The 12849-nt window shown below is 65.8% G+C and carries 8 protein-coding genes and 1 pseudogene; 3 read left to right on the top strand and 6 right to left on the bottom strand.

Annotated elements, in window-relative coordinates:
- Nucleotides 1-14: 14 nt before the first annotated feature.
- Both N2603_RS24190 and N2603_RS24185 read right to left on the bottom strand, forming a co-directional pair.
- Complete coding sequence (locus N2603_RS24190) at nucleotides 15-1382, bottom strand: M23 family metallopeptidase (RefSeq protein WP_260384126.1); 1368 nt, start codon at nucleotides 1380-1382, stop codon at nucleotides 15-17.
- Nucleotides 1383-1494: 112 nt separating this feature from the next.
- Nucleotides 1495-2175, bottom strand: coding sequence for a peroxiredoxin (locus N2603_RS24185; RefSeq protein WP_260384125.1), 681 nt, complete (start codon nucleotides 2173-2175; stop codon nucleotides 1495-1497).
- Between the two features lie 195 nt (nucleotides 2176-2370).
- Between N2603_RS24185 and N2603_RS24180 the strand changes: the two genes are divergently transcribed.
- Nucleotides 2371-6177 (top strand): AsmA-like C-terminal region-containing protein, encoded by a 3807-nt coding sequence (locus tag N2603_RS24180; protein ID WP_260384124.1) that lies wholly within the window; start codon nucleotides 2371-2373, stop codon nucleotides 6175-6177.
- 57 nt (nucleotides 6178-6234) lie between these two features.
- Here the strand turns inward: N2603_RS24180 and N2603_RS24175 are convergent.
- Nucleotides 6235-7930 (bottom strand): annotated as a pseudogene (locus N2603_RS24175) (methyl-accepting chemotaxis protein).
- On the opposite strand from N2603_RS24175, the gene N2603_RS24170 reads away from it, so the two are divergent.
- Nucleotides 7913-8125, top strand: a complete 213-nt coding sequence (locus N2603_RS24170; protein WP_145831989.1) for a hypothetical protein — start codon at nucleotides 7913-7915, stop codon at nucleotides 8123-8125. The pseudogene N2603_RS24175 and the gene N2603_RS24170 sit on opposite strands and share 18 nt — an antisense overlap.
- A gap of 166 nt (nucleotides 8126-8291) precedes the next feature.
- On the opposite strand, the gene N2603_RS24165 is transcribed toward N2603_RS24170, so the two are convergent.
- From N2603_RS24165 to tyrS, 3 genes are all read right to left on the bottom strand, one after another.
- The gene (locus tag N2603_RS24165; protein ID WP_260384123.1) at nucleotides 8292-8735 is read right to left on the bottom strand and encodes a DoxX family protein; all 444 of its coding nucleotides are present in this window, start codon (nucleotides 8733-8735) and stop codon (nucleotides 8292-8294) included.
- A gap of 219 nt (nucleotides 8736-8954) precedes the next feature.
- Entirely contained in the window at nucleotides 8955-10211 is a 1257-nt protein-coding gene (locus N2603_RS24160; protein ID WP_260384122.1) for an MFS transporter, read from the bottom strand.
- Between the two features lie 56 nt (nucleotides 10212-10267).
- Nucleotides 10268-11521, bottom strand: a complete 1254-nt coding sequence (gene tyrS, locus N2603_RS24155; protein WP_260384121.1) for a tyrosine--tRNA ligase — start codon at nucleotides 11519-11521, stop codon at nucleotides 10268-10270.
- A 165-nt stretch (nucleotides 11522-11686) separates the two neighbouring features.
- Between tyrS and N2603_RS24150 the strand changes: the two genes are divergently transcribed.
- Nucleotides 11687-12790: an anhydro-N-acetylmuramic acid kinase gene (locus tag N2603_RS24150; protein ID WP_260384120.1), complete on the top strand. Its 1104-nt coding sequence runs from the start codon at nucleotides 11687-11689 to the stop codon at nucleotides 12788-12790.
- Nucleotides 12791-12849 lie beyond the last annotated feature (59 nt).

Below are 12849 nucleotides of genomic sequence, written 5' to 3'. Positions count from 1 at the left end.
AGAAGGGCGCGGGCTTAGCCCGCGCTGAGGCGCACGCCGGCGCGCAAGAACTTCTGCGGATCGACCGCTTCGCCGTCGATGCGGGTCTCATAGTGCAGATGCGGACCGGTGGAGCGGCCGGTCGAGCCGACGAGGCCGACGACCTGGCCGATCTTCACGACCTCGCCGACCTTGACGCTGATCTCGGAGAGATGGCCGTAGCGGGTCGAAAGACCGTTGCCGTGATCGACCTCGACCATGCGGCCGTAGCCGCCGGACCAGCCGGCGGAGACCACCTTGCCATAGGCGGTGACGCGGACGGGATCGCCGGTCGCGGCGCGGAAGTCGAGGCCGGTGTGCATCGCGGGCCGGCCCAGGAAGGGATCGCTGCGCACGCCGAAACCGGAGGTGAACTCGACCTCGCCGATGACGGGCTTGCGATAGGGCACCAGCGCCAGCGTGCGATTGAGCCGGTCCAGCTCGGCGCGCGTCGTGTTGATGCGATTGAGCTGCTTCTCGAACGGTCCGGCGTTGGCCGTCAGCTTGACCGGGACGAAGGGGCCGCCCATCGCGCTGCGCGGCACGGCGGCTTCGAGGCTGGCGAGGTTCAGGCCGAGATCGCTGACGACGCCCCGCATCCGGCGCATGCGCGAATCCATGCCGTCTTCGACGGCGCTGAGTGCCGCCATCTGGCGGCGCTCAACCTGGTCGAGCGAGGTGGTGAGCCGGACCAGGACGTTGTCGAAACCCTGGTTCTTGGCGAACTGGCTGGTCGGCGGAGCCAGCACGGCAGGCGCGCGCGATTCGAGGCGCGCTTCACGATCCGGCGGTGCCACGAAGATCACGGTGTCGCTGATCGGCGACGGTTTTGGCGTGCCCTGCGTTGCGCTCGGGTTGGCATCGCTGCGCTGTGGCGCGGTGCGCGGGATCGATCCGGTCACGTCTGGCATGGCGCCCAGCGCCGTCGCCCGGGACTCCAGCGCCGTCTGGCGCTTCATGATCTGGTCGAGCTTCTGGTCGAACTGCTCCTGGTCGAGCAGCTGGCGGCTGGTGGTGCGATCGACCTTGGCGCGCAGCTCGGCGATGCGGTCCTCATAGGCGTATTGCATCTCGGCCTGGCGGGCGATCAGCCGGGTCAAGACGTCGTCGCGGAAGGCGAAATAGGTGGCGGTCGCGGCCGACCACAGTCCGAGCAGCACGATCGTGCCGACCACGATCCAGAACACGACCGGGCCGAGGCGAACCTGCTTGCCGTGATGGACGATGGTGTAGGCGTCGTCGGCGTCGGGAAGGGGAATCGCGGCAGTCGCCGCAACAGCTACGGGACGCCGATGGAAGGCCCGTCCGTGGTCGTGAGGATGATGCTGGGGGTACTGCGAATATTGGGCAGAACTTTTCGACATCGGCACTCCCGGCGCCGGTCGGATGGGTTCCTTGCGGCCTAATTGCCGCAGCAATCTGGGCCGGTCATGGTTAATTTTCCGGAAACGGAACCGCGAGAACTTAACGGGCTGGTTAAAGACTTGTTGCCGCTTCCAGCACCTGATCGGCATGGCCGTCGACCCGGACGTTGCGCCAGATCCTGGCCACCTTGCCGTCGCTCCCGACCAGCACCGTGGTGCGAAGAATCCCGAGGAAGCTCTTGCCATACATGGACTTTTCGCCCCACGCGCCATACGCCTCCAGCATCTCGTGCTTCTCGTCCGAGATCAGGGGAACGCCGAGGCTGTGCTTGTCGCGGAACTTCTCCTGGGCCTTTAACGAATCCGCGGAGACGCCGAGCACGGCAGTGCCGGCGTCGGCGAAGGCACCTGCAAGGCGGGTGAAGTCGATGGCCTCCCGGGTGCAGCCGGGCGTGTCGGCGCGGGGATAGAAGAACAGGACGAGCTTCCGGCCGGCATAGTCCGACAGCGTCGCCACGCCGCCGCCATCGCGGGGCAGGCGGAAGGCGGGCGCCTTCTGCCCCTCGGCCAGGACCGGCTTCGCCGCAGAGGCCGATTTGGAGGATTTTAACTGTTTCGATGTGGCCCCATGCGATGCTGTCTTTGCTATGGTCGCGGTTGATTTGCTGGCCGGTGTCCGCTGTGTTTTCGCGGCCTTTGTTTGAGTCGTTGCCTTGGTTTTCGGGGCCTTCTTTTTAGCTGTTGGACTGCCGGAGGGCGTTTTGGACGATTTCTTTCGGGATTTCTTGGACATACGCCTTCCTTTCGACGCTTTCGGCGGGTCAACCGAAGCGGTATTGCAGCTCTCGTCCGGTGTGCCGGAATCGCGCCCTTGGCTGGGCAAGTCTGACGACGCCGGAGTATGGTTACAAGGAATTCCACGCACCACCCCACTGCTCGTTGAACGCGCTCCCGGGGCGAAATGACGAACAGCAGGAATATTCGAGGTATGGCGGCAGTGCCGGCGCAGGGGGCTTCGCGTCCCGTGGACGGCTGCGGTCCCGGCGGTGCTCAGTCCTACGATGGGCGCCTGTATCGAGAGGCAATGGCAAGGAATACGTCGCCCCAGGATTACAATCGGGATTTCGATCGGCGCGGCGGTCAACAACAGCCGCAGGAATGGGACGAGGCCGACTGGGATCCGGATCAGGAAGCAGCGGCGGGCCACCGGGCGCGCCGGCTGTTGTCACGTTCCCATTCGGGCTTTCATCGCTTTGGGTCGCCGCGCCGCTGGCCGGGCGGCGGTCGCTGGCTGAAGCGGCTGGCTGTCGTCGTCGGCGCCCTCATCGTCATCTTTATCGGCTGTTTCGGTGCGCTGTGGTGGCGGCTCGGCGCCGGCCCCATCAATCTCGACATCGCGACGCCCTGGCTTGCCGCCGCCATCGAGGACAATATCGGCCACGGCAACACGGTTGAGGTCGGCGGCACCCAGATCGAGCGCGCCGGGCGGGTCCGTATCGCCGTGCGCATTCGCGACATCATCGTGCGCGACCGCGACCACGCCATCGTCGCCAGCGCCCCGAAGGCCGAGGTGAGGCTGTCGGGCGCAGGCCTGCTGATGGGCCATCTGCGCGCGGAAAGCCTCAACCTGGTCGATGCCGAGCTTGCGATCCGGATTGCGCCCGACGGCACCGTCACGGTCTCGGCTGGCGACACCGCCAAACCGCTGGCAACCGGCGTTGCCTCCAAGAAGGATGCGGGCCTGCCGCCGACATTCCCGCGCAACGGCGTTCCGCCGCCGCCATTCGCTACGGCGCCCGCGGGCCAGGACCCATCTCAAGCCGCATCGCAAGGCGCGCCTCAGGCGACCGCGCAGAGCGGCATTCTCCAGGGCCTCGACTGGCTCGACAGCTTGAGCATGACCGGCCTCGACGGCCAGAACCTCAACGAGATCGGCCTGAAGAACGGCAACCTGATCGTTGACGATCAGCAGCGCGGCAGCAAATGGAGCTTTGAGAACATCACGCTGAGCCTGCGCCGGCCGAGCCACGGCGGCGTCGCGCTCAGCCTCGGCGAGGAGGGCGCGCGTCCCTGGATGCTGCGCGCCACGATCGGTCCCGCCGAGAATGGCGTGCGCTCGGTCGACATCAAGGCCGACAAGGTCTCGACCTCCAACATCCTGCTGGCGCTGCGGGTGAAGGATCTCACCTATACCGCCGACCTGCCGCTGACCGGCGAGCTCAAGGGCGAGCTCGGCCGCGACGGCGTGCCGACCTTCTTCCGCGGCAAGATCGCGGTTGGCGCGGGCAACATCATCGACACCGATACGCCCGACTATCCGATGGCGATCGATTCCGCCGAGATCAATGTCGAGTGGGACGCCAATCGGCGGGTGCTGGTCGCACCCTTCAAGATCCTCTCCGGCGCCAACCGTCTGACGCTTCTGGCCCATCTTGAGCCGCCCAACGGTAACATCAACGACTGGCAGCTCGGCTTCAGCGGCGGATCGATCCTCCTCGGCGGTATCGACAACGAGCCGCCGCTCGTCTTCAACCGCATCGCGATCGGTTTCCGCTTCGATACCGACCACAAGCGCCTGTTGCTGACGCAGGCCGATATCAGCAACGGCGAGATCGGCGTCGCCGGCACCGGTGCCATCGACTATTCCGGCGAGCCGCGGCTGACGCTGGGCTTTGCGGGAACGCCGATGTCGGCCTCCGCGCTCAAGCGGATGTGGCCGACGCTTGTCGTTCCCGAGTTGCGTGAGTGGGTGATCGAGCGGATCGAGCGCGGCACACTCCAGCGCATCGAGATCGGTATCAACTCGCCGACCAGGAACCTTCCGCGCAAGGGGCCGCCGATCCCCGACGACGGCCTGTCGGTCAACATCGTCGCGAGCGGCGTCGCGGTTCGTCCCGTGGACGGCATGCCGGTGGTGCACGATGCCGATTTGAGGGCGCGCGTGACCGGACGCACGGCGACGGTGAATATCGGGCAGGGCATCGCCGACACGCCGGCCGGTCGCAAGATCACGATCTCCGACTTCACCTTCGAGGTGCCTGACATGGCGCCCAAGCCGTCGCCCTCGCGCACCAGGTTCCGCGTCGACGGTCCCGTGCCTGCTGCGGCCGAAATGCTCTCGAACGATCGGCTGAGCGATCTGTCGGCGACCGTGGTCGATCCCAACACCAGCAAGGGAACGTTCTCGGCGAACATCCAGCTCGGCATGCCGGTCAAGGGCGAACTGACCAAGTCCGACACGACCTATGCCGTCACCGCCGACCTCAACGGCTTTGCCGCCGACAAGCTGGTGATGAACCAGAGGCTCGAGGCCAACAATCTGAAGATCGCGGCCAACAACCAGGGCTACCAGGTCAAGGGTGACGTCAAGATCAACGGGCAGGCCGCCTCGCTCGACTACCGTAAGCCGGCCGAGGGCGATGCCGACGTCCGATTGCAGGCGACGCTGGACGATGCAAGCCGCGCGCGCCTCGGCTTCGATCTCAGCCCCGCCGTCAGCGGCTCGTTGCCGATCAAGCTGTCCGGCAAGATCGCCGGCGGTGCGGACCAGACGACGAAGCTCGGCGTCGAGGCCGACCTGACCTCGGTCAAGCTCGACAACATCCTGCCCGGCTGGGTCAAGCTGCCGGGCAGGTCCGGCAAGGCCAGTTTCAAGGTGGTGCCGACGGCGCAATCGACCCGCTTCGAGGACATCGTCATCGAAGGCAGCGGCGCCTCGATCAAGGGCTCGCTCGAGCTCGATCCGAATGGCGATCTCGTGAGCGCGAATTTCCCGACCTATGCGCCGTCCGACGGTGACAAGGCGTCGTTGAAGGTCGAGCGCGGCCAGGATGGCGTGGTGCGCGGCACCGTGCGCGGCGACGTGTTCGACGGCCGCGGTTTCCTGAAGTCGGCGATCTCAGGCAATTCCAAGGACGACAAGAGCAAGCTGAAGAACGTCGATTTCGACATCGACGTGAAGCTCGGTGCGGTCGCCGGCTTCAACGGCGAGGCGATGCGCAGCGTCGATGCCAAGATGTCGAAGCGCAGCGGCGCCATCAAGGCTTTCACCTTGAGCGGCAAGATCGGCCGCGATACGCCCGTTGCGGCTGACCTGCGCGGCGGCCGCGCCCAGGGCAACCGCGAGGTGATCTACCTCCAGACCAACGATGCCGGCGCGCTGCTGCGCTTCACCGACACCTACACCAAGGCGGTCGGCGGTCAGATGGTGGTGGCAATGGAGCCGCCGACATCGGAGCCGAACACCTCGCGCGAGGGGCTCATCAACGTGCGCGACTTCACGGTGAAGGGCGAGGCGCAGCTCGAGCGCGTTGCCGCCGGCGCGCCCAACGGCACCGGCAACGGCGTTTCCTTCAGTGCGCTCCGCGCCGAGTTCACCCGCCAGAACGGCGCGCTCACGATCCGCGACGGCGTGGTCAAGGGCCCGATGATCGGCGCCACCATCGAAGGCTCGATCGACTATCCCGGCAACCAGGTATGCATGAGCGGCACCTTCGTGCCGATGTACGGCTTGAACAACATGTTCGGACAGATTCCTGTCCTCGGGCTGTTTCTCGGCGGCGGCGACAAGGAGGGCCTGATCGGTGTGACCTACGAGGTCGTCGGCACACCGGCCGCGCCCGTGATGCGCGTCAATCCGGTGTCCGCGATGGTGCCGGGCGTGTTCCGCAAGATCTTCGAATTCAATACCGGCAAGCAGAATACGCCGTTCGAGGAATTCCCGTCCCAGTCCAACGACGGTTCGACCGGCTCGACGCGCCAGCTCTCGAGCGGCTGCAGCCTCGCGCGGCGGTAGGAGCGGGCTCAAGCGTCCCGCCCGGCATGACGCTGCGGAGCCTCCAGCGCCCGCAGCCTACGCCGCGCGCACGCCCTTCAGGAACGTCCCGACTTCGCCGGAGAGCTGCTCGGCCTGTTTGGAGAGGCTGCTGGCCGCGGCGAGCACCATGCCGGCGGCGTTGCCGGTCTCGTTGGCGGCGGTGGAGACGACGCCGATATTGGTGGTGACTTCCTTGGTTGCCTCGGCCGTCTGCGAGACGCTGCGCGCGATCTCGGCGGTGGCGGCGCCTTGCTCCTCGATGGCAGCTCCAATCGAGGTCGCGATGCGGCTGACCTCCTCGATGGTGGCGGTGATGCCGCCGATGGCGTCCACGGCCTCCTTGGTCGCGCCCTGGATCTGGGCGATCTTGTCGCCGATCTCGCGGGTGGCCTCCGCAGTCTGGCTCGCCAGCGACTTCACTTCGGAAGCGACGACGGCAAAGCCGCGGCCGGCCTCACCGGCACGCGCCGCCTCGATGGTGGCGTTGAGCGCGAGCAGGTTGGTCTGCGCCGCGATGCTGGAGATCAGCTCGGCGACGTGCTCGATCTGCTGGGCACCGTCCGAGAGCGCGCGCACGATGGTGTCGGTGCGGCGGGCGCTATCGACGGCGCGACCGGTCACTTCGGCGGATTGCGCGACCTGGCGGCTGATCTCGGTGATGGAGGAGGAGAGCTCTTCGGCGGCAGCGCCGACTGTCTGGACGCGCTGGCTGGCCTGGGTCGCGGCGGAGCCGACCACGGCGGCGCGGCGGTTGGTGCCTTCGGCGGTCGACGACATCGACTTGGCGGTGGTCTCGAGCTCGCCGGAGCCGGAGGCCATCAGGCCGACGAGCTGGCCGACGGAGGCGTCGAAGCGGTCGGCAAGCGCGATCAGGGCCTCGCGCTTCTCCTGCTCGCTGCGGGATTTGGCGGCGACCTGCTCGGCCTCCAGATTGCGCGCCGTCAGCGCGGTCTGCCTGAGGACTTCGAGCGTCTCGGCCATGCGGCCGATCTCGTCGCCGCGATCGGTCTCCTCGACCGGCTTGTCGATGGCGCCTTCGGAGATTTCCTGCATGCGGTTCTTCTGGCGGTCGAGCGCGCCGAGCACGTCGCGGGCAATCAGCCAGGACAGTGTCGCCATCAGCAGCATCAGGCCGACGCCGATCGCGGCGAGCTCCAGCGTCAGGGCGCGCACGTCGGCGTCGATGTCGTCGACATAGAGGCCATAGCTGATCGTCACGTTCCAGGGGGCGAATTTGCGCGTGAACACGGTCTTGCGCACGGGCTCGGTCTGGCCGGGGCGGGGATAGAGATAGGATGCGACGCCGCCCTGCGCATTCTGATTGGCCGCGTTGAGGATGGCGTCGGCGATGAGGACGCCGTTGGAGTCGGTCGCGCCGGTGATCTTGCCTTCAAAGCTGCTGGTTGGCGCCGTTCACGAACAGCGAGGTGTCGGGATTGTAAACGACGGGGTAGCCCTGGCCGCCGTTGAAGCTCATGCGGCGGCCGCGCTGGTGGAACTGGACCTTGGCCTCGGCCTGCGTCAGCTTGCCGGCGGCGACCTCGTCCTGGAGCGATTGTGCGTAGTTGTAGAGCAGCTCCACCGCGGTCCGCATCTGCTGGACGCGGTCCTCCATCATGCGGCTCTTGCTGAGCACCGCCGATACGCCGATGATGGCCGTCACCGTGAGCGCCGCGAGGCAGACCATGCTGGTGAGCTTGGTGCGGATCTTCAGATGGCTGAGCAGCTTCATCGCGGCCTCTACGAAATGGTTGTTATTGCTCGCGTCGGTAGCATGAAGTTCTTACCAATCATGAATGGACGCGTGCGACGCGCTGCCGCGCGCAACACTTTGCGCAGTCGGATGCGCAATCCTGCAGGCAAATCGCCGTGTTTTGGCGTCCGCCGCTGCGGACTGCCCGGGAAAATCGATCTTGGATTTTGGTAGCTACGGGATAGGGCCGGACCCGCAATGAATCGATTCGTTCATCGCATCATCATGTCCGTGCTGCTCGTCGCAGCCCTCGTTCTGATCTGGAACGTGCTTGGGGCGCGTTGATGCGGCACCGGCGGATGCGCCGGTGCCGCTGCTTGTGGAGTGATCCGGGGGCGCCTTAGCGCCGCGCGAACGCGCCGCCGGCTGCGCCGCTCTCCTTGCCCATCACGGCATCGACGCTGATCGGTCCGCCGCCGGCGGCCGACAGGTAGAGGCAGGCGAAGCAGAACAGGATCGCTGCGGTGCCGCCATTGAGCAGCGGCAGGAACACCGGCGCTTCGCCCCTGAACATGTGGCCCATGAAGTAGGCGAAGGCCATTTCACCCGAGAGGATGAAAGCGGCGAGGCGCGTGAACAGGCCGATCATCAGCAGCCCGCCAACCACCAGTTCGATCGTCCCGGCCGCGCCGTAGAGTGACATCAGTTCGACTTTGGCGAACATCGGCACAGGCGGGAACTTGAACAGCTTGGCAATGCCGTACTGGAACAGCAAGAGGCCGGTGATGAAGCGAAACAGGCTCAGAAGAACCGGTTGAAAGCGAGAGAGAAAAGAAAAGTCCATTGGTTTGCCCTCCATCCAATGTAGCGACTTGGACCGCATTCGGTTCCTCCTCGCAAGCCACCCAAGATTATTTTCGTGCTGACATTTTTGTCATGTCGGACAAAACACCGCAGGCTGGGGTTTCAGCCGCGTGCAGCCCGAATATTTTGCGCGTATTCGCACCAGTCCCACCCGTAATTTTCCGGTGACGCGAACGCGATCAGGTTACCCCTGAGATACCTAGCGTCGCAAGGCGGGCACAATCAGGAATGGAATCATCCCGAGGATCACGCTCGCAAGTGCGAAGGCGAGCAGCGCGTTGTAGCCGTGGGTCGCGTCATGGATCAGGCCGCCGCTCCAGGAGCCGAACGCCGAGCCGAGGCCGCTGCCGATCGAGATCGTGCCGTAGATGGTGCCCATGCGCTTGCCTTGGAAGATCCGCATTGCGGTCGCGCTGATCAGCGGGCCGCGCGAGCCCATCATGCTGCCGAAGCAGATGACGAAACCGGTGAGCAGGAGAATGTTCGGCGAATACTGCAGCAGCCAGAGCAGGATGATGCCGAGGATCGAGATCGCGTAGCTCAAGAGCACGGACGGCCTTCGCCCGATCAGGCCGTCGAGCGCAGACACACCGAGCATGCCGAACACCAGCACGACGCCCGAAAAACCCCAGGCGGTCGCGGCCTGGAGCGGCGGGAAGCCGGCATCGATCAGGTAGGCCACGATCTGGGCTGCGATCGCGTACATGCCGACGGCGGTGAAGAAGAAGGTCGAGAACAGCGCCCAGAAGGCGTGGTGGCGCATCGCGCCGAGCAGCGTCCAGCCGTTGTCGACGAAATCAGGATCGGTCTTCTTCACGACATGCGGCGAGCCCGCGGCGAACAGCCGCCACGGCAGCAGCAGCAGCGGCACCAGCAGGCCCAAGGCGGCAAGGCCGAACAGCTGGTAGGTGTCGCGCCAGCCGATGTGATCGATCAGCAGCTGCGAGGCCGGCAGCAGCGCCAGCACGCCGCCGCCCATCGCCGAATACACCACCGACATCGCAGTCGGCAGGCGCGGCCCGAACCAGCGCCCGAGCAGGATCGAGTTCGGCACGATGCCGATGAAGGCGATACCGATGCCGACGCAGAGGCCGATCGAGAGCTGGAACTGCCACAGATGCTGGGCGTGCGCCGCGATCAGGAAGGCCGCGCCGAGCAGCGCTAAGCCGAGCGCATAGACGATGCGCGGTCCGGAATGATCGAACAGGCGTCCGACGAAGGGAGCGGTGAGGCCGCTCGCGAGCCAGGTGAGCGAATAGACCGAGACGATCTGCGCGCGGTCCCAGCCAAAACTTTCCGAGATCGGCTTCAGGAACACCGTAAAGCTGTCGCCGAGCCCGCGTCCCAGCACGGCCAGCGTGAAGCAGAGCGCGAGCACGGTGAGCGCGATGCGCACGGCACCTTGCGGCGCCACACTTTCGTTCTTGGACACTTCCTTGGGCGTGTTCTGGTCCATTGCCGGTCAGGGAGCGCGCATCCGTGCGCCCTGACAAGCATCAAAAGCTCATACGCCTATGCAGGCTTGATGAGGACGTGCTTCTTCTTGCCGAAGGACAGCTTGACCACGCCTTCAGGCGTCAGATTGGCCGCTGAGAGCGCCATCTTCTCGTCGGTGACCGGCGCATCGTTGACGCGCAGGCCGCCGCCCTTGATCTGGCGCCTCGCTTCGCCATTGGAGGCAACCAGGCCCGCCTTCACGAAGGCGTTGAGCACGCCGAGGCCGGCGTCGAGTTCGCCGCGCGGAATTTCCACGGTCGGAAGACTCTCTGCGAGCGCGCCTTCCTCGAAAGTGCGGCGTGCGGTTTCGGCCGCTTCGTTTGCTGCGTCGCGGCCGTGCAGCAGCGCGGTCGCCTCGGTCGCGAGCACCTTCTTGGCCTCGTTGATCTCCGAGCCGCCGAGCGCCTCGAGCTTCTTGATCTCGGCCATCGGCAGCGTCGTGAACAGTTTCAGGAACTTGCCGACGTCGGCGTCCTCGGTGTTGCGCCAGTACTGCCAGAAATCATAAGGCGAGAACTGGTCGGCATTGAGCCACACTGCGCCTTGCGCGGTCTTGCCCATCTTGGCGCCCGACGCCGTCGTCAGCAGCGGCGTCGTCAGCGCGAACAGCTGATGGGTGCCCATGCGGCGGCCGAGATCGACGCCCATGATGATGTTGCCCCACTGATCGGAGCCGCCCATCTGCAATTTGCAGCCGGTGCGCTTGGCGAGCTCGACGAAGTCGTAGGCCTGGCAGACCATGTAGTTGAACTCGATGAAGCTCATCTCCTGCTCGCGCTCGAGGCGCAAGCGCACGGAGTCCATCGTCAGCATGCGGTTGACCGAGAAGTGCCGGCCGACGTCTCGCAGCATCTCGATCCAGTTCAGCTTGGTCAGCCACTCCGCGTTGTCGAGCATGATGGCGTCGCTCTTGCCATCGCCATAGCGCAGCACCTTCGCGAACACGCCGCGGATCGATTCCTTGTTGGCCTCGATCTCGGCGACGGTGCGCATCGCGCGCGTCTCGTCCTTGCCCGAGGGATCGCCGACCATGGTGGTACCGCCGCCCATCAGGGTGATCGGCTTGTTGCCGGACTGCTGCAGCCAGTGCAGCATCATCATGGTCAGGTAGTTGCCGATGTGCAGCGAGCGGGCGGTGCAATCGTAGCCGACATAGGCGGTCGCCTCGCCCTTGGCGGCGAGGGCGTCCAGCCCCTCGAAATCGGAGCATTGGTGGATGAATCCACGTTCCTGCAGGGTGTTGAGGAAATCCGATTTAAAAGCAGTCATCTGTCGGCGTGCCTGACAATTCTTGGTTCACTGTTTCGGGAGCAATTTAAGGGTCTTCCGTGGGAACTCGGTTGCTGCCCGCCACTTGGCGCTGTGGCATTATAAGATGTGTCCCTCTGGCACAAGATCGGCATGCCGGAGGGGGTCTGTTGAGGACGCTGATCCATGATGTTGACGGCACTCGGTTTGATGAGCGGCACCTCGCTGGACGGGGTCGATGTCGCGCTGATCGAAACCGATGGAAAGCTGGTGAAGGCGTTCGGGCCGTCCGGCTACCGGCCCTATAGCCCGGCCGAGCGCGACCTGCTGCGCCAGGCGCTCTCCGAGGCGGTGCACCTGCAGCAGCGCTATGCCCGGCCGGGAATCCTGGCCGAGGCCGAGCGCGCGGTGACACTGGCGCATGCCGAGGCGGTGGCCGCCTTCGTCGCCCAGAACCGGATGCGGCCGGAGGACATCGACATCGTCGGTTTCCACGGCCAGACCGTGCTGCACCGCCCCGAGAAGCGGCTGACGGTGCAGATCGGCGATGCGCCGGCGCTGGCCAGGGCGATCCATATTCCCGTCATGCACGACTTCCGCGCCGCCGACGTCGAGGCCGGCGGGCAGGGCGCGCCGTTCGTACCGGTCTACCACCGGGCGCTTGCCAATTCGCTGGAGCGCGAGGGGCCGATCGTCGTGGTCAATATCGGCGGCGTCTCCAACATCACCTATATCGACGGCAACGATACGCTGATCGCCTGCGACACCGGGCCGGGCAACGCGCTGCTCGACGACTTCATGTACCGAACCATGAACCAGGCCTTCGACGCGGAAGGCAAGTTCGCGGCGCTCGGCAAGGCGGATGAAGCCTGGATCGCCCGTGCGCTGGAGTTGCCGTTCTTCGCAAGCCCGCCGCCGAAATCGCTCGACCGCAACGACTTTGCCGCGCTCAAGCTCGGCGACGTGGCGCCGGCCGACGGCGCGGCCACACTCACCGCCTTCACCGCTGCCGCGATCGCCCGAATCATCCCGCTGCTGCCGCGCCGGCCGCGCAGCTGGATCGTCTGCGGCGGCGGCGCCCGCAACCTCACCATGCTGCGCATGCTGCGGGACCGTGTGGGATCGGCCAGCGTCGAGGCCGCCGAGACGCTCGGCTGGGCTTCCGACGCCATCGAAGCGCAGGCCTTCGGCTTCCTGGCCGTGCGCGGCATGAAGGGCCTGCCGCTGTCCTATCCGGCGACCACGGGCGTGCCGATGCCGATGACGGGTGGGGTGATCGCGCGGCCCTGAGGTGGGGCGGTTAATGCAGATGCATGGATCTTGACATGTAAATGCATCTATGTTTGATG

It is taken from the genome of Bradyrhizobium huanghuaihaiense (assembly GCF_025200885.1).
Taxonomy (GTDB): domain Bacteria; phylum Pseudomonadota; class Alphaproteobacteria; order Rhizobiales; family Xanthobacteraceae; genus Bradyrhizobium; species Bradyrhizobium huanghuaihaiense.
The sequence above is the reverse complement of the archived record's forward strand: the minus strand, read 5'-3'. Positions and strand labels throughout refer to the sequence as shown.